The sequence below is a fragment of the Streptomyces sp. NPDC051684 genome (genome assembly GCF_044453445.1).
Taxonomy (GTDB): Bacteria; Actinomycetota; Actinomycetes; order Streptomycetales; family Streptomycetaceae; genus Streptomyces.
On sequence record NZ_JBITCS010000005.1, the window covers coordinates 69,638 to 91,099 of the forward strand.

The window sequence follows — 21,462 nt, forward strand, 5'->3', positions numbered from 1 at the left end:
GGAAACTCCGATGCGGGCACAGGTGGCCAGGGCTGACGGAAGGACCGCTAAAGACTTTGGCACAGGCCGCGTTGCCCCGTAAGGGATTTGGCCATACACGATGCGGTGGTGCCCACAGCATATGCCCATGTCCTTCAAGTGGCCACTTTGGTGGACCCTGTTCGAACGTCCGACCGGGTCTGGCGTATGCCGCGTTCATACGTCCGGTCATCCGTGCCCCACCGACCGACGTAGTCAAACCTACGTACGCAGCCAGGCCGCCGTGTCGGGCGGCAACTGTCCGTCGCCGTCCAGGGGGCCGCTGGTCAGCAGCACCCCTTGATGGGGTGGCAGACGGGCGGGATCCGCGCCGAGATTCACCATGCACACGAGGCCGTGTCCGCGGGCGAACGCGAGTACCCCCTGTGGCGCGCTCAACCACATCAACTCCAGTCCCTGAAAGCCCGGTTGGCAAGCTCGCAAGTGTAGTGCGCTCCGGTACAGCGACAGCATGGAGCGCGGGTCGCCCTCCTGGCTCTCGGCGGCGTACGTTCCCCAATCGGGCGGCTGCGGCAGCCAGGTCCCGCGGGTGCCCGGGTCCCCGAAGCCGTACGTCGCGCCCCGCGCGGTCCACGGCAGCGGTACGCGACAGCCGTCGCGGCCGGGGTCGACGCCGCCCGAGCGGGCGTGCATCGGGTCCTGGATGTGCGCGCGGTCCACCTCCACCTCCGGCAGCCCCAACTCTTCGCCCTGGTACAGGTACACGGAGCCGGGCAGCGCGAGCGAGAGCAGCGCCGCCGCGCGCGCCCGGCGCAGGCCGAGCGCGAGGTCGGCCGGGGTGCCGAACCGTTTGGTGGCGAAGTCGAAACGGGTGTCGGCGCGGCCGTAGCGGGTGACCGTGCGCGTCACGTCGTGATTGCACAGGACCCATGTCGCGGGGGCGCCCACCGGGGCGTGATGGGCGAGGGTGCGGTCGATGGACGCGCGCAGTTCCGAGGCGTCCCAGGGGCGGGTCAGGAAGTCGAAGTTGAAGGCGGTGTGCAGCTCGTCGGGGCGCAGATAGCGGGCGAAGCGCTCGGGGTCGGGGACCCACAGCTCGCCGATGAGGACGCCGTCGTACTCGTCCGCGACGGCCCGCCAGGAGCGATAGACGGCGTGCAGTTCGTCGCGGTCGACATAGCCGCTCGTGTCGTCGTCGCCGGCCGCGTCGGCGAGCGTGGGGTCTTTGGCGAGCAGGGCCGCCGAGTCCACCCGCACGCCCGCCGCGCCCCGCTCGAACCAGAAGCGCAGCACGTCCTCGTGCTCCTGGCGCACCACCGGATGCGCCCAGTTGAGGTCGGGCTGCTCGGGCGTGAAGAGATGCAGGTACCACTCGCCGTCCGGGACCCGGGTCCAGGTGTCGCCCGCGAACTGGGAGGGCCAGTTGTTCGGCGGCAGTTCGCCGTGCGCGCCGCGCCCCGGCCGGAAGTGGAACAGCTCGCGCTCGGGGCTGCCGGGCCCGGCAGCCAACGCGGCCCGGAACCACGGGTGCTGATCGGACACATGGTTCGGCACGATGTCCACGATCACACGGATGCCGAGGTCCCGGGCCTCCGCGATCAGCTTCTCGGCCTCGGCCAGGGTGCCGAACGCGGGGTCGATCGCCCGGTAGTCCGCCACGTCGTAGCCGCCGTCCGCGAGCGGCGAGCGGTACCAGGGCGTGAACCAGATGGCGTCCACGCCGAGCCGGGCCAGATACGGCAGACGGGCCCGGACGCCGGCGAGGTCGCCGGTGCCGTCGCCGTCGCCGTCGGCGAAGCTGCGGACGTACACCTGGTAGATGGCAGCACGGTGCCACCAGTCGTCGGCCACCACGAAGGGTCCTTTCGCGCGGGGTGTTGGGTGATCAGGAGCGGGGGCGGGTCAGCCCTTGAGGCCGCCGGCGGTCAGACCGCTCATGATGTTCCGCTGGAAGAGCAGGAAGAGGATCAGCGTCGGCACGGACGCGATGGTCAGCGCGGCGATCAGCTGGTTCTGCGGGACGCCGTTGGCCAGCGAGTAGATGCCGACGTTCAGTGTCTGCTTCGCCGGGTCCGGCAGCGTCAGCATCGGCCACAGGAAGTCCTTCCACACGCCGACCACCGCGAAGATGGAGACGACGCCGAGGATCGGCCGGGAGATCGGCAGCACCACCGAGCGCAGGGTGCGCACCGAGGAGGCGCCGTCGATGGACGCTGCGTCGAGCAGTTCCTGCGGGATCGAGTCGAAGAACCGCTTGAGCAGGAAGATGTTGAAGGCGTTGGTAACGGACGGCAGCCAGATCGCCCACGGGCTGTTCAGCAGATTCCGCTCGAAGATCGGCACGTCGAGGACCGTCAGGTACTGGGGGACGACGAGCACGGTCGCCGGGATCATCAGCGTCGCCAGCATCATGCCGAGGACGACGTTGCCGAACAGCGGGCGCAGCTTGGAGAGCGAGTAGGCGGCCGCGACGTCGAGGACGAGCTGGAAGGCGAGCGCGCCGAACGCGTAGTAGAGGGTGTTGAACAGGAGCCTCGCGAGGTCCATCACGTGCCAGGCGGACCGGTAGTTCTCCGGGTGCACGCCGTCCGGCACCAGGGTGGGCGGGGACTGGACGATCTCCGCGGTCGTCTTGAGGCCGCCGGTCACCATCCAGTACAGCGGGCCGAGGAAGACCAGCGTGAACAGGACCATGGTGAGGCCGAAGACCGTCCAGTAGAGGATCCTGCCGCGGCGCCGGCCGAGCTGGGTGGGGGAGATCAGGGTGCGGGGGCGCATCGTGTCGGTGGCCATGGGTGCCGTCTCCTCAGTCGTCCTGGGAGCGGCTGAGTCGCACGTACACCGCGGAGAACGCCGCGAGCAGCACGAGCAGGACGAGGCCCAGGGCCGCCGCGCCGCCGTAGTTGTTGAAGTTGAAGGCGTACTGGTAGATCAGATAGACGACGGTCGTGGTCGAACCCTCCGGGCCGGCGCCGTTCGTGAGCAGGAACGGCTCCGTGAAGACCTGCATCGTCGCGATGATCTGCATCAGGAACATCAGCGAGAGGATCAGCCGCGTCTGCGGGATCGTCACGTGCCAGATCTTGCGCCACAGGCCCGCGCCGTCCAGCTCCGCGGCCTCGTACAGCTCGCCCGGGATGCCCTGGAGCGACGCCAGGTAGATGAGCGTCGCGCCGCCCATGTTCATCCACGTCGCCGCGACGACGACGGACAGCATCGCGGTGTCGGTGGACTGAAGCCACTGCTGCTCGGGTATCCCGAAGACGCCGAGAACCCGGTTGAACAGGCCGTACCCCGGATCGTAGAAGTACTTGAACAGGAGCACGGAGGCGACCGGCGGAAGCATCACCGGAAGATAGACGAGCATCCTCAAGTAGCCCTGGCCGTGCCGGAATTCATTGAGCAGGACCGCCACGAGGAACGGCACGGCGAAGCCCAGGAGCAGGGCCAGGGCCGTGAACAGGAGCGTGTTGCGCCAGGCCTGCCAGAAGGCCGGGTCGTTGAAGACGTACGTGAGGTTGGACCAGCCGGCCCAGGTGGTGCGGCCGTCCTTCGTCTTCTGGAAGGCCAGCAGGAACTCCCTGACCATCGGGTACCAGGAGAAGAAGGAGAAGCAGAGCACCGCGCCGATCAGGAAGCCGTGTGCGGAGATGTTGCGCTTCACGGCGCGTGCCAACGAGCCCTTGGGTGAGGCGAGGTGGTGCCTACGTTCGGGTGGTGCGGACTGCCGGGGCTTCGCGGGCAGCGTCGGGGCCGACATGGTCACTCCTCGGATCACAGGTGGCGGCGGGACGGCTCACTGGTTGGCCAGCACCTGGTTGACCTGCTGCTCCGCGGTGGACAGGAGCTTGTCGACGTCGGCGTTCTTGTTGGTCAGGACGCCCGACATGACGTTGTCGAGCACCTTGTAGACCTCCTGCGCCTTCGGCGGCTCCGCCTTGCCGCGCACGGGGTTCGCCATGAACGGCTCGAAGTTGCGTACGGGCATGGTGGCGTTGTTCGTCCGCGACTGGAGGTCGTCCGCCTTCGTGGCGCCCGTGAAGAAGTTGGGCTGCGGCAGGCCGACGGGGAGCTTGTCCTCCTTGGTCCTGGCCCAGTCGAACTGGCCCTTGCCGGGGGTGAGCGTCTTGAAGTTCAGCCAGGCGATCGCGGCCTTGATCCTGTCGGGCGAGGACCCCTTCTTGATCATGTAGTCGTTGCCGCCGAACAGCGTCGCCTTGCCGCCGGGGATCGGTCCCATCCCGAAGTTGGCGTAGTCGGCGCCCAGTTGCTGCACCATGTACGTCACGTCGTCGGGCGCCGCGAGGAACATGCCGAGCTTGTCGGAGGCGATCTGCTTCTGCAGGTCGCCCCACTTCAACAGCTGCGTCTTGCCCATGCTGTCGTCCTTCCAGCGCATGTCGTGCAGCTGCTTGGCGACCTGCTTCCCGGTCGCGTCGTTGAACGCGGCCTTCGTGCCGTCGGAGGAGACGACGTCGCCGCCGAGCCCGTACATCGCCGCCGTGAAGTGCCAGCCGCCGGTGTTCTCCGCGCTGTACTCGCCGTATCCGGAGATGCCGCCCCCGAGCCCGGCGATCTTCTTCGCGGCCGTGCGGACCTCGGCCCACGTCGTCGGCGGCTCGTCCGGGTCGAGGCCCGCCCGCTTGAACAGCTTGCGGTTGATGAGCAGGCCCATCGTGTAGTTGCTCGTGGGCAGGCCGTAGAGCTTGTTGTCCTTCTTCAGCGCGCCGAGCACGTTGGGGTCGATGGAGTCGAGCGCCGGGACGGTCTTGTTGGTGACGTACGGGGTGATGTCCTCAGCGCCGTTGTTGTCGAGCACCTGCTGGAGATCGGTGAAGTACGTGTAGAAGACGTCCGGTTGGGACTTCGCCTTGAGTGCGGCGGTGAACCGGGCCGGCTCCTCGCACTGTCCCGCGGTCGACTTCCCGTTGATCGTCACGTTCGGGTACTTCTCGTTGAACGTCTTGACGTCCTCGATCCACTGCCGCCGCTCGGCCGCCTTCGCCTTCGGGGGCATGCAGTCGATGGTGAGCGAGACCTTGGTCTTCGGGTCGAGCGGGGCGCTCATGTCGGCCTTCGAGCCGGCGCCGCCCGCCCCTTCCCCGTCGTCCGAACTGCTGCTGGTGCCACAGGCCGCGAGCGAGGCCAGTGCGAACGCGGTGACGACAACCTTCACGGAAGTGCTTCTCATCGTGGGTCCCCTCAGGGCCTGAGCCTGTGCAGGCAGGAACGTGGAGGCCGCGGCGCCGCGGTCGGTGGGGCCGGAGCGCCGGAGCGAGCCACACTCAAGCACCGCCAACTGAAGGGCGCAAGATGTCGCGCGTATTCCGCAAAAAATGAACAGACGAATTTGTCGGGGGAGTCGGGGCGGCTCCTACGCGGCCGGGGGCGGCGCCGTGGAGCCGCGCACCACCAGTTCGGGCTCGAACAGCAGCTCACCCGGCGGCACCGTGCCGCCCTGGATCTGCGCGACGAGCAGCTCGACCGCGGCCCGCCCCATCGCCTCGATCGGCTGGCGCACCGTGGTCAGTGGCGGTTCGGTGCAGTTCATGAACGCCGAGTCGTCGTAACCGACCACCGAGACGTCGCCCGGCACGGTGAGCCCCGCACGGCGGGCGGCCCGCACCGCGCCGAGCGCCAGGGGGTCGCTCGCGCAGATGATGCCGGTGATGCCGCGGTCGATGAGCCGGGCGGCCGCGGCGTGCCCGCCCTCCAGGGAGAACATCGCCCGCTCGACCGCCGAGGCCGGGAGCCTTCCCTCCATGGCGCGGGCCGCGGCGAGTTTGCGCTGCGAAGGCATGTGGTCGTCGGGGCCGAGCACCAGGCCGATGCGCTCGTGGCCGAGCGACGACAGGTGCCGCCACGCCTGCTCCACGGCGACCGCGTCGTCGCACGCCACGCACGGGAAACCGAGCCGTTCGATGGCGGCGTTCACGAGCACCACCGGCACCTGCCGCTCGGCGAGCCGCTGGTAGTGGCCGTGCTCGGCGTCCCCCTGTGCGAACAGGCCACCCGCGAACACCACGCCGGAGACCTGCTGTTGGAGCAGCAGCTCCACGTAGTCGGCCTCCGAGACGCCGCCCTTGGTCTGGGTGCACAGCACCGGTGTGAGGCCCTGCTGGGCGAGCGCGCCACCGATCACTTCCGCGAACGCGGGAAAGATCGGATTCTGCAGTTCGGGCAGGACCAGACCGACGAGGCGGGCCCGCTCGCCGCGCAGTTGCGTCGGCCGCTCGTAGCCGAGGACGTCGAGCGCGGTGAGCACCGACTGGCGCGTCGCCTCCGAGACGCCGGGCTTGTTGTTGAGCACCCGGCTGACCGTGGCCTCGCTGACCCCGACCTTTTTCGCCACCTGAGCAAGTCTGCGCGTCATGGAGCGCAAGATTAGCGCAAGAACTTGCGTACTGTTTGCGTGATGGGGACATTCGTCGAGGCCACGGTCCGCGCGGCACGCGGCCTCAGCCGAGCACCTTCTCCTTCACCAGCTCGAGGATCCGCCGGTCCTCGTCCGGGCCGAGCCAGGCGCCGGGCGAGCCCGGGTAGGTGTCGAACAGGATGTGCGTCGCCCCGAACTCCTCCAGCGTCGCCACGTCCCGCTTGATCTGCTCGACGCTGCCGTGCCCGAGCACCCGGTCCTCCGAGTCGGGCACGTCGCCGATCATCAGCTGGACGCGCGGCGCGAACTCCGGCACGGGACGGCCCGCCTTCTCCGCCTCCTCGGCCAGGCGCGGCAGCTGCGCGCGCAGCTTGGCGACCGTCGGCATGAACGGGTGCCAGGCCTCGCCGAGCCTGCCCGCCCTGCGCAGCGCCGCCGGGGAGTCGCCGCCGACCCACACCGGCACGTGCGGGGCGGAGGACGGCGCGGGGGCGGTCCGGACGTCCTCGAACTCGACGTACTTGCCCTTGAAGGTGAACGGGTCCTGCGTCCACGAGCCGCGGATCGCCGTGAGGTACTCGTCCGTGATGGCGCCGCGCTCCTCGAACGGGACGCCCAGGACGCCGTACTCCGCCGCGGACCAGCCGACGCCCGCGCCGAGTATGAATCCGCCGTCGTTGAGCTGGTCGACATTGGCGGCGAGCCGGGCCGTGTGCAGCGGGTGCCGGTAGGGGATGACGGTGATCGTCGTACCGAGGGTGAGGCCGGGCACGCGGCCCGCGAGGTGCGCGGCCAGGGTGAACTGGTCGTAGAACGGGGCCGGATACACGGAGTGCACGTCCGGGGTGACCACGATGTGATCGGAGATCATCGCGAAGGTGAAGCCGAGGTCCCGGGCGTCCGTGGCCTGGCGCACCAGGTGCTCGGGGGTCATGCCGTCGCCGAAGTTGAGGAGATTTACGCCGTATCGCATGGGGCGAGTCTCGACGATCTTGAGGGCCCCCGTCGAATCGCCTTCGGGAATCCGGCGATTCCGGTCCCCGCGCGGTCGGCCGGGCTGGGGGCCGGCCGGTCAGCTGTGCGGGACGACCGCGACCGGGCTGGTCACATGGTGCACGACCGAGTGCGCGGTGCAGCCCAGACGGGAGACGTCGGTCCGCCGCCCCACCACCGTCAGGCTCGCCGTCGTGGCCGCCTTGAGGAGATGGTGGCCCGGCTGCCCGTAGAGAAGCCGCTCCTCGACCGGCACCTCCGGATACTTCGTGCGCCAGGTGCGCACCGCGTCCGCGAGCGAGCGGCGCAGCCGCTCCTCCTGGCGCGCGGCGTCGCCCGGCCTCGCCCCGCCCGGCTGATTGCCGCGCAGCGGCGGCAGCGTCCAGGCGTGCAGCGCGTGCAGCGGGGCGCCGCGCAGGGCCGCGGCCTCGAAGGCGTACGAGAGGAGCTCGTCGGCGGGTGCCGTCACGTCGAGCCCCACGACCACGGGGCGGAAGTCGGGCCCCTCCTGTTCGTCCTGCGGCAGCCCGCCGGCCCGCACCAGGACCACGGGGCGCGTCGCGCGCGCCGTGACGGCGAGGGCGACCGAGCCGACGAGGAACCCCGAGTAGCCCGTGAAGCCGCGGGAGCCGAGCACCAGGGTCTCCGACTCCGCCGCCGCCTCGAGCAGCGCGGCCACCGGCTGCTGGGCGCGGCGCCGGGCGATGATCTCGAGGGCGGGATGGGCGTACGAGAGCCGGAGTGCGACGACGTCGAGAACGCCCCGGTCGGGCAGGTCGACGTCCGGCATCCGGGGCGCCGGGCGCTCCGTGCCCGCTGCCTGGACGAGCCGCAGCGGCAGCCTGCGGCGCAGTGCCTCGCGCGCCGCCCAGTCCGCGGCGTGCACGCTCTCGCGCGAAGCGTCCGTCCCGACGCTCAGTACGCGACAACTGGTCATGACGGGAACCTCTCCGTGGCGGTGGCGCGGACGGTGTGCCTCCGGTGCGGGTTCCACGCCAGGCGGCGCTCACTCGTGTGGAGCACGGCCGGATCGGGTGCTCGCGGCCCCCGGTGTCCAGGACCCTCTCACCGGTCCCACCTGCACGGGGAGAGGCGAACCGGCCCTCGGCGAGGGGCCGTTCGGCCCCTGTGCCGGGGCGCCCGGGAGCGCGAGCGTGGTTCTACTCTGGCAGGGAGGTGACGATGACGACCTGCAAGAAGTTCAGGCAAGCCAAGGGCAACCCCCTGCGGCGCAGGTCGGACGCGGTCGAGGGGTGGGCGGCGCTGCTGCTCGGGCTCCTCGCCCTCCTGGTGGCGCCGCTCGCGGGCGTCGCGGCCGGCTGGGGGGCCCACGCCGACGCCGCCGGGCACGCCCGCGCGCAGGTGGCGCAGCGCCAGCCGGTGCGGGCCGAGCTGGTCGAGGACGCCCCGGACTACGTGCCGTCCCAGAGCGGCGTGCAGAACGCGGTCACCTATCCGGTCACGGTCCGCTGGAGCGAGGACGGGCGGGGCACCGTCGTGGCGAAGGCGCCCGTCTCCGCAGGCCTTGAGCGGGGCGAACACGCCACGGTTTGGCTCGACCGGCACGGCCGGGTCACCACCGAGCCCTGGGGCTCCGAGGCGATCTGGGCCCGCGCGCTCACCGCCGCCTTCCTGGTCACCGCCACCACCGCGACCCTCGCCCTGCTCGCCCGCTGCATCCTGCGCCGCGTCCTCGACCACCGCAGGATCGCGGCATGGGAGCGGGACTGGCGCCGGGTGGGGCCCGAGTGGAGCCGGCGGCACGCGTAGGGCTGGGCCACTGCTGCGGCTGGAGTTCGGCGACACCACAAAGCGCCTGCTCAGGGGCCCGACAGGCCCACCGTCAGAGCCGACAGGGCCCGGCGCCGGAGCCGTTCGGCCCCTGCCCGTACGGGCGTGGACCCGGCATCGTCGAAGTATCGCAAGGACGCCGTCCGGAGGACGCGAGGACGCCGCCGGAGCCCTGTTCCGCCGACAGCAGGGCCCCGCGTGGCACCCCCGAAGGGAAGCGTTCCCGGCCGCCGCCCGAGCCCCCCGAAGGAGGCCGCCCATGACCACCACGGCACCGCGGATGAGTCAGACCCTGCCCGAGGAGTACCGCGGCCGGCTGATGCGCTTCGCCCGCGACGTGACCTTCCCGGAAGGCACCCGGCTCTTCGACGAGGGCTCCCGCGCCGACCGTTTCTGGCTCCTGCGCAGCGGCACCGTCGCCCTCGACATGCGGGTGCCGGGCCGGCACGCCCCCGTCGTCGAGTACCTCGGCCACGGCGAACTCATCGGCTGGTCATGGCTGTTCCCGCCGTACGTGTGGCAGCTGGGCGCACGGGCCGAGACGCGGGTCAGGGCCCACGAGTTCGACGCCTTCACGGTGCGCCTCCTGTGCGTCTCCGACCCCGGCCTCGGCTCGTTCGTGGCCCAGTGGGTGGGCGGCGTACTGGCTCACCGCCTCAGCGTCACCCGCACCCGCCTGCTCGACCTCTACGCCCCCTACGGATCGGGGGCCGCGTAGCACCGACGACGGGCCGCCAGGGCCAGGTGAACGGTACCGTTCGGCCCTGGCGGATCAGTCCGTCCGGCCCCAGGATCTAGACGGGTTCGCACCTACCCGCCTGGGTAACACCACATCCGAGGGGGCCGTATGTCACAGCCACGTACTTTCTCAGCGGACCGGCCCATACGCATCCTGCTGCTCGACGACCACGAAGTGGTGCGGCGCGGCCTGCGCGACCTCCTCGGCGCGGAACCCGACATGACCGTCGTCGGCGAGGCCGCCACGGCCGCGCAGGCGATCGCGCGCGGCCCCGCGCTCCGCCCCGACGTGGCCGTGCTCGACGTGCGGCTCCCGGACGGCGACGGCATCACGATCTGCCGCGAACTGCGGGTCCTCATCCCGGACGTGAGCTGTCTGATGCTGACGTCGTTCGACGACGACGACGCGCTGCTCGACGCCATCATGGCCGGCGCGGGCGGCTACGTACTGAAACAGATCAAGGGCTCCGATCTGGTCTCCGCGGTGCGCACCGTCGCCGCGGGCGAGTCGATGCTCGACCCGGCGACGACGGCCCGGCTGATGCGCAGCCTGCGCGGCCCGGAACAGGGCGGGCCCAACGAGCCCGACACCGCGGGGGCGCCCGTGCCCGAGGGCGTGGAACTGACCGAGCGGGAGCGGGACATCCTCGCGCTGGTGGGGGAGGGGCTCACCAACCGGCAGATCGGGGCGCGGCTCTTCCTGTCGGAGAAGACGGTGAAGAACAACATCTCCCGACTGCTCGCCAAGTTGGGCGTGGAGCGCAGGATCCAGGCCGCCGTGATCGCGACGAAGCTGCCGCAGGACAGGTACCGGCCGTGACCGCCACCGGCTCACGCGCCCTGCGGCGGTGAGGCGAGCGGCACCGTCCACTCCAGGAGGGTGCCGCCCTTGTCCCGCGCCGTGGCCGTCAGCGCTCCGCCGCGCCGGGCGGCGCGGGCCGCGAGATTCGCGAGACCGCTGCGATGCCCGTCCGACTCCGTGGTGATCCCCACGCCGTTGTCCGCCACGGTCAGCGTCAGCGAACCGCCGCGGACCACGAGTGCCACGTCGGAGGAGGACGCGCGTGCGTGCCGGGCCACGTTCGTGAGCGCCTCGCCGAGCACGGCCAGCGCGTCGTCGGCGCAGGGCCCCGGCACATCCGCGTCGATCAGGCCCTCCATCCGCAACGACGGTGTGAAGCCCAGTACTTGGGCCGCGTCCTCCACGGCCCGTACGACCCGCACCCGCAGCCCCGATCCGGTCGGCGGCGCGCCGCGCTCACGCAGGCCGAAGATCGTCGACCGGATGATCTTGATGGTGGTGTCCAGGTCGTCCACGGCCCGCAACAGGCGCTCCGCCGCCTCCGGATGCTGCACGAACCGCTGCGCGCTCTGAAGCGTCATCCCGGTCGCGAAGAGCCGCTGGATCGCCAGGTCGTGCAGGTCCCGGGCGATCCGGTCCCGGTCCTCGAGCAGGCTCATCTGCTCCGCGTCCCGCCGCCGGTCCGCGAGTTCCAGGGCGAGGGCCGCCTGCCCCGCGAACCCGCTCAGCGGTATCAACTCGGCGGCGGAGAACGGGGGGTGCTCGGCCTTGCGGGCCAGCATCAGCACCCCGCGCACCCCCTCCGCCGTGCCGATCGGGACCGCCACGGCCGGCCCGAGACCGTCCCAGCGGTCCGGCTGATAGGTGATCCGCGGGTCCTTGCGGATGTCGTCCGACGTGACCAGCTCGTCGGCGGCGAGCGCCGCCCCGGCGAAGGTCCCCTCGCGCGGCAGCGTCACATCGCTGTGGGCCTGGGCGCGTTCGCCGAGCGCCAGCATCTCGTGCAGCCGGTGATCGCCGGGGACGAGCAGCGCCACCACCCCGAGATCCGCCGCGGTGATCTCCCGCGCGCGGTCCACCATGAGACGCAGCACCTCCGCCTCGTCGGCGCCCGACAGCAGGCTCCCGGTGAACTCGGCGCTCAGCTGCAACCAGCGCTCGCGAAGCCGCACCTCTTCGTACAGGCGCGCGTTCTCGATCGCCACGCCCGCCGCGGCGCCGAGCGTCTGCAGCACCGCCACGTCCTCGTCGTCGAAGTCGCCGCCGCCGCGCCGCTGCGTCAGGTACAGATTCCCGAACACGCCGTCGCGGAGCTGGATCGGCACCCCGACGAACGTGTGCATCGGCGGATGGTGCCGCGGGAAGCCCGCGGACGCGGGGTGGTCGGAGAGTTCGGAGAGCCGCAGCGGCTCCGGGTGCCGGATCAGCTCGCCCAGCAGCCCGTGGCCCGACGGTAGATCGCCGATCACCGCGCGCAGCTCGTCGCTGATCCCGACCGGCAGGAACTGCGACAGCTTGCGCCGGTCCTCGCCGATCACCCCGAGCGCGCCGTACTCGGCGTCCACCAGGACCACGGCCGCCTCGACGATCCGCCGCAGCACCTGGGAGAGGTCCAGCTCCTGCCCCACCGACAGGACCGCCTCGAGCAGCCCTTGCAGGCGGTCCCGGGTACGGCGGACCGCGCCGATGCGTACCTGGAGTTCTTCGAGCAGTTCGTCGAGCCGCAACCTCGGCAGTGGGCCCGACCCCCGTGCACCGTCCTCGGCCATCCGGCCTCCGTGGGGCCTAGGTGAGGTGTCGTTTCATACTCAAGGTAGCGGCTGTTCGCGCCCGTATGACCTGCTTCGTCAGACCCCGGACGGTGGAACGGGGGAGTCCGCCGAGGGCGGGACGTGCAGAGCGGCGATCTGGGAACGGGAGGTGAAGCCGAGCTTGGTGAGGATGTGCTCCACATGGGAGTCGATCGTCCGCTTCGACACCACGAGCTTCGCCGCGATCTCCCGGTTGGTGCGTCCCTCGCCGACCAGGGCGGCCACCTGCCGCTCGCGGGGCGTCAGCCCGTCGGTGGGGCCCGAGCGCTGCGGCGGCACGTCGGGGGACGGCGCCGACTCGTCGTCGAGCGCCAGGTCAAGGACGAAGTCGAACGGGAGCGCCGCGCCCTCCTCGAACGAGTTGTGGTACCCGTCGGCACCCAGCACCTCGCGGGCCAGGTCCGCGGCGTGGTCGTGCAGTCCGTGCAGCACGGGGAGGCCGAACCTGGCCTCCTTCGCGGCCCGGCGCCACAGCGCGTCCGCCGCGCCCTGCAATGCGGCGACCCGCTCGAAGCGTCGCAGCCGCGCCGCGTGCCAGGCCAGGCCCTCCATGAAGTGGGCGAGCCCCATCAGGTCGTGCAGCGCCGCCTTGCTGCGGATGCCCTCGCGGGCGCACTCCACGGACCCCTCGGGATCGCCCTTCAGCCACAGGCCCACGCTCTTGACCCACAGGGCCCAGCTGCGCGCCCACTGCTCGCCCGGATGCGCGGCGCCGCGTGCGAGCGAGTCCTCGCACCAGGCGATGCCCTTGTCGTGGTCGCCCGTGATGATCAGCATGAACCCGGCGTAGAAGCCCAGCATGAGCAGGCCGGTCTCGTCGCCGAGCGTCGTCATCCGGGCCCGGGCCTCGTCGAAGTCGTCGGCGCAGCCCTCCATTTGACCGAGGAAGTAGCGGCGGTGCGCCTGGAAGGCGAGCGTCCACGCGGCGCCCAACCGGTCGCCGATCCGCGCGGCGACCTGCTCGGCCTCCTTCAACAGCGCCTCGTTCTTGCCCCGTTCCCCCTGGATGTCCATGTACCAGCTGATCAGATACAGCGCCTTGACCCGGTGCGGTGTCTCGTCGCGGCAGCCGTCCAGGGTGCGGCGCAGCCAGTAGCGGCCCTCGGTGAGCAGCCCGGTCGCGTGCCAGTAGCCCCACAGCGCCGTCGCCATCTCCAGGCCGTCGCAGTGCAGCCGGGGCGTGGCCAGGCAGTACTCCAGGGCGACCCGGACATTGGCCTGGTCCCGCACCAGCGCCCGCAGCAGCGGGATCTGCGCGTCCCCCGTCCACTCCTGGTCGAAGGCGCGGGCCGCGTCGAGGAAGTACTCGAGGTGGCGGCGCCGGGCCCACAGCAGCCGCTCCGCCGCCGTCGACAGATCGTGGCTCCAGCCGATTGCCGTACGCAAGGTCTGATGGCGCGGCACCGAAGTGCGGCGCCCTCCCGTGAGCAGCCGGAACCGGTCGTCGAGCCGCGCCAGCATCTCGTCGAGGGAGAGCACGCGCAGCCGGGAGACCGCGAGTTCGATGGCCAGTGGGATCCCGTCGAGCCGGCGGCACAGGGCCAGCACGTCGGACCTGTTGTCCCCGCTCACCGTGAACCCCGGCACCGCCGCGGACGCACGGTCCGCGAACAGGGCCAGCGCGTCGCACTCGCACTCGCGCTCCGCCCCGGCCGCGGGCTCCGGCATGCTCAGCGGGCCGATCGCCAAAACGTGCTCGCCGGGCACGTCGAGCGGCTGCCTGCTGGTGGCGACGATCCGCAACCGGGGCGCGCAGCGCAACAGTTCGTCGCAGAGCACCGCGCACGCGTCGACCAGATGCTCGCAGGTGTCGAGGAGCAACAGCAGCTCGCGATCCTCCAGATGGTCCGCGATCACCTCGATGGCGGGCCGCGCCGCCTGCTCCGGCAGATCGAGCGCCGCCGCCACCGCGTTGGCGAGCAGCGCCGGGTCGCGCAGCGCGGACAGCTCCACGAGCCGTACGCCGTCGGGGTACCTGCCCCGCAAGTCGCGCGCCGCGCGCACCGCGGTCCGGGACTTGCCGACGCCCCCGGGCCCGGTCAGCGTGACGAGACGGGCCCGCGTCAGCACGTCCGCGATCTGGACCAGCTCCCTGCGCCGCCCGACGAAACTGGTCGTCTCGGCCGGCAGTTCGCCCGGCGTGCGCCGGGTGGGACTGGGGTTCATTACGGGGCTCACCTCGTGCGGTGCGAAGATGCGGCGACTGCCGTCGCCAGGCTAGGCCGAAGCGGGTCCCGGCGAACCTCTTTCGCGGGACGACCACCCGAACGGGACGGGACGGATGGGTAGTTCGCGTAAGCCTCGTTGAGTAGTCGGCGCAAGTCCCGCGATTTCCGCGCGCACTTCGGGGAAACCGTCACACGGAGCGTCCGGCTGACTACACTTCCGGGAACGCCACGGCTGTCGCGCGGCCGACGAGCGCCCCACCGGCACAACCGGAGCAGAGACCTCCGGCCCTCCCGAAAGGCCCCTATGACCGCCCGCCCGTCGTCGACCACCTTGCCCGAGACGTTCGGCACCCTCGGCGTCAGCGCACGGCGACTCGCGGCGGGCACGGGAGCGGAAGGCGGTGCGGGCGGCGATCTGCACGGCATCGTCGACACCCCGTACGGGACGCGGCTGCTCATCGGCGACGTGATGGGCAAGGGTGCCGAGCTGTCCCGCACGGCCGACACGGTCCTGCGCACCTGGGAGCGGATCGCCCGCGTGCAGCGGACGTTGGAGGTGCTCGCGGTGCGTCTGCACTCGCTGGTCGCGCACTCCGAGGAGCCCGACCGGTTCGTCACCGCCACGCTGGTGACGGTCGCCCCCGACGGCTCCGCCGAGGTGGTCTGCTGCGGGCACCCGCCGCCCCTCCTGATACGCGCCGGGGCGGCGGTCCCGGCCGCCGTGCCCGCCCCGGCGCCGCCGCTCGGCCTGCTCGACCTCGCGCACGGCTGGTGCGGCGCGGAACAGATATCCGCGGCCTCCTGGGACCGCATGCTGCTGCACACCGACGGTGCCACCGAGGCCCGCGACACCGAAGGCGAGTTCTACCCCCTCGCCGAGCGCGCCACCGAGCTGAGCAGACTTCCGCTCGCCCCGTTCACCGCGGCCCTCTCGGCGGACCTGCTGCACCACGCCGGAGGCCACCTCCAGGACGATGCCACCTTGTTGGCGCTGGAGCCGGTGGACTCCTGATCGTCCGCCCGACACACGGCGTCGTGAGAATTCGTTGCCCCCGAACCAGTTTTCGTCTCCCGTGACAGGGGAGACGGAGGGCGGACCGTGTGACAGCAGACGACGACGGAAGGGAGTGGCGGACCATGCTCCTCGCCCATCCCGCCCTGTTGACCGACCTCATCCGCGAGTACGAGATGCTCAGCGCGCTCGACGCCGACGAAGGCGGGCCCGCCGCGCAGCGCCGGCTCGACGACGTCGGATACAGCCTCTGTGTGGCCACCGGCACCAGCGACGTGGACGCCGCGCTCGTCGCTGCTCGGCACCGGCTGCCCGGGGCGCGCGTGCACGACGACTCGGCGCTCTCCGCGCGACGACGCAGGACGCCGCATATCCGGCGGCACCGGTGAGTGAGGGGCGTCGGTGGGCCTAGGGCCTGTCGTTTGGACAAGGCCGGGCTCGCGGGGCCTGGCACGCACGCTCGCGGCGTTGTCGTCGGTCGACGACGCTCCGCGTCGCCTCCCTCCTCCGCCTTGCGATCGCACGCACCAGGCCCCGCTCCCTGATCCGGCCTGATCCAAACGACAAGCCCTAGAGCCTGTCGACGCTGCCGAAGTCCACCGTGCTCCGGTCGATGTGGGGCGTGGGCCGCTGGGTCGTGCTGTCGGTGCCGCCGGACGTCGTGATGACACCGATGGCGATGGCGGTCGCGGCGACACTGCCGCCGAGCGTGAGCCGGGAGCGCGTCGAGCGCCGCTTGTGCCGCGCCGGGCGGGCGCCGCTCGGGTAGGGGAGGTGGGTCATCGTCGTGCCTCGGTCTCGGTGCGGAGGTACGGGGGAACGACCCAAGGCTAGGAGCGCGGTGCCGGGCCGCGGGGCGGACCAAGGTCCCTGATGCCGGGGCGTTGGTCCCGAGCGGCCGGGCCGACGGGAGCGTCAGACCGCCAGTGTGCCGCGGCCCGTGGTCTGCTCCTCGAGCACCTGCTGGGCCTGTGAGGCCGACGACTGCCACAGCGTCGTCACCGGTTCCCACACCCGCACGCCGGTCGGCGAACCGAGGGTCAGTGCCTGGAAGCTGCGGCCCTCGTGATCGGGGACCGCGGCGACGGTCACGAACATGACGGCGGGCGCCTCGTCCTTGGCGTCCTCCGCGTCGGACACCGACAGGACCGCCGCGTACGCCGTGTCGTGCGCGGCCAGCGTGCGACCGGCGTGCGGCACCAGCGGCAGCGGCAGCGCCGCCCCGTCCAGGTCTCCGTATGTGACCGTCGGGACGCGGTCGACGAGGCAGGTCTTCGAGGAGTCGTTGCGCACGCTCAGCTTCAGGATGTCGGCGTTGTCGTCGGAGGGCTGGGCGCGCACGGTCACATCGTTCTCGCCGCAGCGCGCGAGCACGGCGGGTGCGGCGGGTGCGGCGGGTGCGGCGGAGCCGGCCGCCCCCGCGGTCGGCGCGGCGAGTGCGGTCAGGGCGAGGGCGGCGACGCAGGCCGCCGCGGCGTGACGCGTGACGTGACGAGCGCGCATCGGAAGTCCCCAGTCCGTGGTTGGTCCGTCGTGGTCATTCACCGCCGCCAAACGAATGAAATGCGGCGAATACCGGCATACGACCCTAACGCGAATGTGTGATCGGGGCCATGTCGTCGAGTGGGGGGTGCACTGCGCGCAAGGTTTGCACGGTGTGCAAGAATCATGCCCGTGACCGTGTCCGACCAGCAGCCGAGTGCCCCCGCCGAGGGGCTGCGCGCGCGCAGGCGCCGCCAGACGCGCACCGAGCTGCACGCGGCCACGGTCCGACTGGCCCGCGAGCGCGGCTTCGCGCAGGTGACGGTCGAGATGATCAGCAAGGAGGTCGGCGTCTCACCGCGGACCTTCTTCAACTACTTCCCCAGCAAGGAAGCCGCCCTCTTCGCCCTGCCCGGCACCGTGCCGCCCGCACTCGCGGACCGGTTCGCCGGGGGAGCGGGGAACGGGACCGACGCCGTGCTGCGCGACCTCGGCGACATCCTCGCCGACCACCTCCAGGAAGCGGCCCCCGAGCCGCAGGAACTGGAGGACCTGCTGCGCATCGCGGAAGGCGTGCCCTCGGTCCTCGCCACGTTCCTCGCCCAGTGCGAGGCGGTCGAACGGGACCTCGCCGGGCTCATCGCCCGGCGCACCGGCACCCCGCCCGACGGCGCGGCGGCCGAACTGCTCGCGGGAGTCGCCATGGCGACCGTGCGCAGCGGGATCAAGCGGTGGCAGCAGTCGAGCCCCCACGCCGACGACGACGCCGGGATCGCCGACCGCGTACGCGAATCGTTCGACTCGCTGCGCACGCTGCTGGGACCGGCCGCCGTGCAGTAGGCGCGCCACCCGTGTGACCACCTCCCCCTCGCGGTCACCCCCGGATCTCCCCGCTCCCTCTTCTCCCCGCCCGGCACCACCGAAGCACCCGTACGCGGCAACCGCTCTCCCCGCCGCAGGGTCAGCCCTGTTCCACTCCACCCGCACACCACATCGGAGAACACCGCAATGACGCACGCCCCCGCTTCCGAGGGCATCGACTCCGGCCCCGACCCGGCGGCCGCCGGGCTCGAAGGGACCGAGGAGAGCACGGTCAAGCCGCACAACTTCGGCCTGATCTTCGCCGCGCTGATGCTGACCATGCTGCTCGGCGCGCTCGACCAGACCATCGTCTCGACCGCCCTGCCGACCATCGTCGGCGAGCTCAACGGCATCGAGCACATGGCCTGGATCACCACCGCGTACATCCTCGCCGCCACCATCGGCATGCCGGTCTACGGCAAGCTCGGCGACCTCATGGGCCGCAAGAACATCTTTCTCGCGGGCATAGCCCTGTTCCTGGTGGGCTCGGTGGTCTGCGGACTCGCCCAGAACATGGGCACGTTGATCGCCGGCCGCGCCCTCCAGGGCCTCGGCGGCGGTGGCCTCATGATCACCTCGCAGGCGATCATCGCCGACCTGGTGCCGCCGCGTGAGCGCGCCAAGTACATGGCCCCGATGGGTGCCGTGTTCGGTCTCTCCTCCGTCGTCGGGCCGCTGCTCGGCGGTTGGTTCACCGACGAGCACTCCTGGCGCTGGGCGTTCTGGGTCAACCTGCCGCTCGGCATCCTGGCCTTCTTCGTCGCCGCAGTCGCGATCAAGCTGCCGCGCAAGGCCGTCCAGGTCACGCTCGACTACCTCGGCACCGCGCTGATGGCCGCCGCCGTCACCTGCACCGTGCTGTTCGCGAGCTGGGGCGGCACGCAGTACGAGTGGTCCGACCCGCTCGTCATCGGTCTCGGCATCGGTGCCGTCGTCGCCTGGGTGCTGTTCTTCTTCGCCGAGAAGCGCGCCGACGAGCCGGTCATCCCGCTGCACCTGTTCCGGTCGCCGATCTTCAACGTCGCCACCCTGCTCGGCATGATCGTCATCGGTCTCGGCATGTTCGCGATCGTCGGCTACATGCCCACCTACCTGCAGATGGTCTACGGCAAGTCGGCCACCGAGTCCGGGCTGCTGCTGATCCCCATGGTCGTCGGCATCATGGGCACCGCCCTGCCGTCCGGCGCGATCATGTCCAAGACCGGCAAGTACAAGATCTACCCGATCGCCGGTACCGCGATCATCATGCTCACCGCGTACCTGATGTCGACGCTCGACGTGTCCGACCCGGTCTGGCTGGTGTGCGTGTACGTCGGCCTCGCGGGCGCCGGTGTCGGCCTGATGATGCAGACCCTCGTGCTCGCCGTGCAGAACGACTTCCCGGCGGCCGAGGTCGGCACCGCGACGTCGGCGAACAACTTCTTCCGGGAGATCGGAGCGACGCTCGGCACCGCCGTCGTGGGCGCCGTGTTCGCCAGCCGCCTCACCGACCAGCTCGCGACGAACCTGCCGGCCGCTGCCGCCGCCAAGGTCGGCGACAGCGACTCGCTGACGCCGGCGCTGGTCCGCGCCCTGCCGGCCGACCTGCGCGACACGGTCGTCAACTCCTACCAGGAAGCGCTCGTCCCGATCTTCCTGTACCTGTTGCCCGTCTTCGCCGTCGGCCTGGTCCTCGCCTTCGTCCTGAAGGAGAAGCCGCTCGCCGACAACGCGGACTGGCACGCGGAGAACGCGGGTCCCGCGGTGGACAAGGAGCCGGAGCCGGTCGGCTGACCTCGGCCCCTGCCCCGAACGACCCGTGCCCCCGCCGCGTTCTCCGGAGCGCGGCGGGGGCACAGCCGTCCCGTGGGCGTGGTGTTCCGCGCGCGCCGCTTCGCCGAACGGGCGGGCGCGGCCTGCGACATGCGCATCGCCTTTACGGCCACTATGGGGTGGCGCACTGCCACGACACGACACCACGGAGGAACGCGAGAGATGGCCGACGCCGAAGTCCTGGCCGCCCACTTCGAGGAGCACCGACCGCGGCTGCGTGCCGTCGCCCACCGCATGCTCGGCTCGTCCGCGGAGGCCGACGACGTGGTGCAGGAGGCGTGGCTGCGGCTCAGCCGCACGGACGGGGCCGAGGCGATCGACAACCTCGCCGCCTGGCTGACCACGGTCGTCTCCCGCATCTGCCTCAACGCGCTGCGCGCCCGTGACACCCGCCGCGAGGACCCACTGGAGGTCCAGGAGCACGAGAGCGAAGGCCCCGTCGACCCGGCGGACGAGGCGGTCGCGGCCGACTCCGTGGGGCTCGCGCTCATGGTCGTCCTCGACCGGCTCGCCCCGGCGGAGCGCCTGGCCTTCGTGCTGCACGACCTGTTCAGCGTGCCGTTCGAGGAGATCGCGCCCATCGTCGAGCGCGGCCCCGCCGCCACCCGCCAGCTCGCCAGCCGGGCGCGGCGCCGGGTGCGCGACGCCGATCCGCGCGCCACGGAGGAGGCGGACCGTGAGCGGCGCCGCGAGGTCGTCGAGGCCTTCCTCGCCGCGACGCAGGGCGGTGACTTCGAGGCGCTGCTCACCGTGCTCGACCCGGACGTCGTGGTCCGCTCGGACGCCGCGGCGATCGCCATGGGCTCGGAGCCGGAGGTGATCGGCGCGCGGGCCGTGGCCTCCCTGTACGCGGGCCGTGCCAAGGCCGCCCGGCTCGCGCTGCTCGACGGTGCGGCGGGCGTGGTGTGGACGCACGCGGGCACCCTCAAGGTCGCCTTCGCCGTCGAGGTCGACCTCACGACGGACCCGCCCCGCATCACCGGTATCGAACTCGTGGCGGACGAGAAGCGGCTGGCGTCGATGGACGTGGTGCCTCTGCGGCGGCGCAGGAGCCCCGACCCGGGCGGTCAGCCCTCGGAGGGCGCCGAGTAGCACCGCACGGTCACCGACGTGCCCGGCCCCCACCGCTGTTGCCCCTCTCCGAGGAACCGCCACCCGAGCCGCTCGTACAGCGCGATCGCGGCGCGGTCGGTGGTGACGACGTCGAGCACGGCCAGGGCGCCGCGCAGGCACGCCTCGCGCGCGGCCCGCTCCAGGAGCGCCGCGCCGAGCCGGTGCCCGCGCGCGGACGGCGCGACGAACAGCCGCCCTACGACGGCGACGGACGTGTCCGAGGGCACGAGGGTGGGGGCCACGTCCCCCGAGGCGGGCCGGGCCAGCAGGACATGCCCGACCACGCGCTCGTCCCGACATCCGACCCACGCACCCATGGTGTCCGCGCCACGCAGCCAACCCTCGGGATCATCCGGCCAGTTGACGGGGTACCGGTCCGCGTGGTGCACGTCGCGCAGGACCCGCGCGCAGACGGTCAGGTCGCGGTCCCGGCGCGCCCTGAAACACGTACCGTCGTTCACATCCACCCACCGTTCCGCCACGAGCCCATGTGCGGCATCGAACCACACGCTCCTCATGCGCTT

At 71.6% G+C, this 21,462-nt stretch carries 20 protein-coding genes; 8 read left to right on the top strand and 12 right to left on the bottom strand.

Annotated features, from left to right (window positions below; translation table 11 throughout):
- Positions 1 to 240 precede the first annotated feature (240 nt).
- From ACIA8D_RS07940 to ACIA8D_RS07970, 7 genes are all read right to left on the bottom strand, one after another.
- Positions 241 to 1,833, bottom strand: coding sequence for a glycoside hydrolase family 13 protein (locus ACIA8D_RS07940; RefSeq protein ID WP_399229786.1), 1,593 nt, complete (start codon positions 1,831 to 1,833; stop codon positions 241 to 243).
- A 48-nt stretch (positions 1,834 to 1,881) separates the two neighbouring features.
- Entirely contained in the window at positions 1,882 to 2,757 is an 876-nt protein-coding gene (locus ACIA8D_RS07945; protein WP_399230184.1) for a carbohydrate ABC transporter permease, read from the bottom strand.
- Between the two features lie 28 nt (positions 2,758 to 2,785).
- Positions 2,786 to 3,739, bottom strand: coding sequence for a carbohydrate ABC transporter permease (locus ACIA8D_RS07950; protein WP_399229788.1), 954 nt, complete (start codon positions 3,737 to 3,739; stop codon positions 2,786 to 2,788).
- Between the two features lie 36 nt (positions 3,740 to 3,775).
- Entirely contained in the window at positions 3,776 to 5,170 is a 1,395-nt protein-coding gene (locus ACIA8D_RS07955; protein ID WP_399229789.1) for an ABC transporter substrate-binding protein, read from the bottom strand.
- Between the two features lie 183 nt (positions 5,171 to 5,353).
- Positions 5,354 to 6,352, bottom strand: a complete 999-nt coding sequence (locus ACIA8D_RS07960; protein WP_399229790.1) for a LacI family DNA-binding transcriptional regulator — start codon at positions 6,350 to 6,352, stop codon at positions 5,354 to 5,356.
- A gap of 85 nt (positions 6,353 to 6,437) precedes the next feature.
- Complete coding sequence (locus ACIA8D_RS07965; protein ID WP_399229792.1) at positions 6,438 to 7,328, bottom strand: TIGR03619 family F420-dependent LLM class oxidoreductase; 891 nt, start codon at positions 7,326 to 7,328, stop codon at positions 6,438 to 6,440.
- A 99-nt stretch (positions 7,329 to 7,427) separates the two neighbouring features.
- A complete protein-coding gene (locus tag ACIA8D_RS07970; protein WP_399229794.1) occupies positions 7,428 to 8,285 on the bottom strand; it encodes a universal stress protein in 858 nt (285 codons plus the stop codon).
- Positions 8,286 to 8,530: 245 nt separating this feature from the next.
- On the opposite strand from ACIA8D_RS07970, the gene ACIA8D_RS07975 reads away from it, so the two are divergent.
- The 3 genes from ACIA8D_RS07975 to ACIA8D_RS07985 all read left to right on the top strand — a co-directional run bounded on the left by ACIA8D_RS07975 (position 8,531) and on the right by ACIA8D_RS07985 (position 10,697).
- On the top strand, positions 8,531 to 9,118 hold the full coding sequence (locus ACIA8D_RS07975; RefSeq protein WP_399229796.1) for a hypothetical protein: 588 nt from the start codon (positions 8,531 to 8,533) through the stop codon (positions 9,116 to 9,118).
- Positions 9,119 to 9,398: 280 nt separating this feature from the next.
- Complete coding sequence (locus ACIA8D_RS07980; RefSeq protein WP_399229798.1) at positions 9,399 to 9,857, top strand: Crp/Fnr family transcriptional regulator; 459 nt, start codon at positions 9,399 to 9,401, stop codon at positions 9,855 to 9,857.
- 129 nt (positions 9,858 to 9,986) lie between these two features.
- Positions 9,987 to 10,697, top strand: a complete 711-nt coding sequence (locus tag ACIA8D_RS07985) for a response regulator (protein ID WP_399229800.1) — start codon at positions 9,987 to 9,989, stop codon at positions 10,695 to 10,697.
- An 11-nt stretch (positions 10,698 to 10,708) separates the two neighbouring features.
- Here ACIA8D_RS07985 and ACIA8D_RS07990 read toward each other — a convergent pair whose 3' ends face one another.
- On the bottom strand, positions 10,709 to 12,448 hold the full coding sequence (locus ACIA8D_RS07990; RefSeq protein WP_399229802.1) for a GAF domain-containing protein: 1,740 nt from the start codon (positions 12,446 to 12,448) through the stop codon (positions 10,709 to 10,711).
- A 78-nt stretch (positions 12,449 to 12,526) separates the two neighbouring features.
- Positions 12,527 to 14,656 carry a LuxR C-terminal-related transcriptional regulator gene (locus ACIA8D_RS07995; protein WP_399229804.1) on the bottom strand — a complete coding sequence of 710 codons (2,130 nt, stop codon included), beginning with the start codon at positions 14,654 to 14,656 and terminating at the stop codon, positions 12,527 to 12,529.
- Positions 14,657 to 14,962: 306 nt separating this feature from the next.
- Here ACIA8D_RS07995 and ACIA8D_RS08000 point away from each other — a divergent pair, with 306 nt between their 5' ends.
- Positions 14,963 to 15,670: a PP2C family protein-serine/threonine phosphatase gene (locus ACIA8D_RS08000; protein WP_399229805.1), complete on the top strand. Its 708-nt coding sequence runs from the start codon at positions 14,963 to 14,965 to the stop codon at positions 15,668 to 15,670.
- Between the two features lie 89 nt (positions 15,671 to 15,759).
- Positions 15,760 to 16,059 carry a DUF5133 domain-containing protein gene (locus ACIA8D_RS08005; RefSeq protein WP_399229807.1) on the top strand — a complete coding sequence of 100 codons (300 nt, stop codon included), beginning with the start codon at positions 15,760 to 15,762 and terminating at the stop codon, positions 16,057 to 16,059.
- Between the two features lie 181 nt (positions 16,060 to 16,240).
- Here ACIA8D_RS08005 and ACIA8D_RS08010 read toward each other — a convergent pair whose 3' ends face one another.
- Complete coding sequence (locus ACIA8D_RS08010) at positions 16,241 to 16,453, bottom strand: hypothetical protein (RefSeq protein ID WP_399229809.1); 213 nt, start codon at positions 16,451 to 16,453, stop codon at positions 16,241 to 16,243.
- Positions 16,454 to 16,585: 132 nt separating this feature from the next.
- Entirely contained in the window at positions 16,586 to 17,173 is a 588-nt protein-coding gene (locus ACIA8D_RS08015) for a DUF4232 domain-containing protein (protein WP_399229811.1), read from the bottom strand.
- 165 nt (positions 17,174 to 17,338) lie between these two features.
- On the opposite strand from ACIA8D_RS08015, the gene ACIA8D_RS08020 reads away from it, so the two are divergent.
- The 3 genes from ACIA8D_RS08020 (at position 17,339) to ACIA8D_RS08030 (ending at position 20,917) form a co-directional block, all read left to right on the top strand.
- Positions 17,339 to 17,992, top strand: a complete 654-nt coding sequence (locus tag ACIA8D_RS08020) for a TetR/AcrR family transcriptional regulator (protein ID WP_399229812.1) — start codon at positions 17,339 to 17,341, stop codon at positions 17,990 to 17,992.
- A 168-nt stretch (positions 17,993 to 18,160) separates the two neighbouring features.
- On the top strand, positions 18,161 to 19,786 hold the full coding sequence (locus ACIA8D_RS08025; RefSeq protein WP_399229814.1) for an MDR family MFS transporter: 1,626 nt from the start codon (positions 18,161 to 18,163) through the stop codon (positions 19,784 to 19,786).
- A gap of 201 nt (positions 19,787 to 19,987) precedes the next feature.
- Entirely contained in the window at positions 19,988 to 20,917 is a 930-nt protein-coding gene (locus ACIA8D_RS08030; protein WP_399229815.1) for a sigma-70 family RNA polymerase sigma factor, read from the top strand.
- Here the strand turns inward: ACIA8D_RS08030 and ACIA8D_RS08035 are convergent.
- Complete coding sequence (locus tag ACIA8D_RS08035; RefSeq protein WP_399229817.1) at positions 20,893 to 21,399, bottom strand: GNAT family N-acetyltransferase; 507 nt, start codon at positions 21,397 to 21,399, stop codon at positions 20,893 to 20,895. The two genes, ACIA8D_RS08030 and ACIA8D_RS08035, sit on opposite strands and share 25 nt — an antisense overlap.
- Positions 21,400 to 21,462 lie beyond the last annotated feature (63 nt).

What these genes read in the sequence shown, in the direction of transcription:
- ACIA8D_RS07975 (WP_399229796.1), top strand. Translation starts at nt 8,531, where the DNA reads ATGACGACCTGCAAGAAGTTCAGGCAAGCCAAGGGCAACCCCCTGCGG.
- ACIA8D_RS08020 (WP_399229812.1), top strand. Translation starts at nt 17,339, where the DNA reads ATGCCCGTGACCGTGTCCGACCAGCAGCCGAGTGCCCCCGCCGAGGGG.
- ACIA8D_RS08030 (WP_399229815.1), top strand. Translation starts at nt 19,988, where the DNA reads ATGGCCGACGCCGAAGTCCTGGCCGCCCACTTCGAGGAGCACCGACCG.
- ACIA8D_RS07950 (WP_399229788.1), bottom strand. Translation starts at nt 3,739, where the DNA reads ATGTCGGCCCCGACGCTGCCCGCGAAGCCCCGGCAGTCCGCACCACCC.
- ACIA8D_RS07990 (WP_399229802.1), bottom strand. Translation starts at nt 12,448, where the DNA reads ATGGCCGAGGACGGTGCACGGGGGTCGGGCCCACTGCCGAGGTTGCGG.
- ACIA8D_RS07985 (WP_399229800.1), top strand. Translation starts at nt 9,987, where the DNA reads ATGTCACAGCCACGTACTTTCTCAGCGGACCGGCCCATACGCATCCTG.
- ACIA8D_RS07945 (WP_399230184.1), bottom strand. Translation starts at nt 2,757, where the DNA reads ATGCGCCCCCGCACCCTGATCTCCCCCACCCAGCTCGGCCGGCGCCGC.
- ACIA8D_RS07955 (WP_399229789.1), bottom strand. Translation starts at nt 5,170, where the DNA reads ATGAGAAGCACTTCCGTGAAGGTTGTCGTCACCGCGTTCGCACTGGCC.
- ACIA8D_RS07965 (WP_399229792.1), bottom strand. Translation starts at nt 7,328, where the DNA reads ATGCGATACGGCGTAAATCTCCTCAACTTCGGCGACGGCATGACCCCC.
- ACIA8D_RS08010 (WP_399229809.1), bottom strand. Translation starts at nt 16,453, where the DNA reads ATGACCCACCTCCCCTACCCGAGCGGCGCCCGCCCGGCGCGGCACAAG.
- ACIA8D_RS07995 (WP_399229804.1), bottom strand. Translation starts at nt 14,656, where the DNA reads ATGAACCCCAGTCCCACCCGGCGCACGCCGGGCGAACTGCCGGCCGAG.
- ACIA8D_RS08025 (WP_399229814.1), top strand. Translation starts at nt 18,161, where the DNA reads ATGACGCACGCCCCCGCTTCCGAGGGCATCGACTCCGGCCCCGACCCG.
- ACIA8D_RS08015 (WP_399229811.1), bottom strand. Translation starts at nt 17,173, where the DNA reads ATGCGCGCTCGTCACGTCACGCGTCACGCCGCGGCGGCCTGCGTCGCC.
- ACIA8D_RS07960 (WP_399229790.1), bottom strand. Translation starts at nt 6,352, where the DNA reads ATGACGCGCAGACTTGCTCAGGTGGCGAAAAAGGTCGGGGTCAGCGAG.
- ACIA8D_RS07980 (WP_399229798.1), top strand. Translation starts at nt 9,399, where the DNA reads ATGACCACCACGGCACCGCGGATGAGTCAGACCCTGCCCGAGGAGTAC.
- ACIA8D_RS08000 (WP_399229805.1), top strand. Translation starts at nt 14,963, where the DNA reads ATGACCGCCCGCCCGTCGTCGACCACCTTGCCCGAGACGTTCGGCACC.
- ACIA8D_RS07970 (WP_399229794.1), bottom strand. Translation starts at nt 8,285, where the DNA reads ATGACCAGTTGTCGCGTACTGAGCGTCGGGACGGACGCTTCGCGCGAG.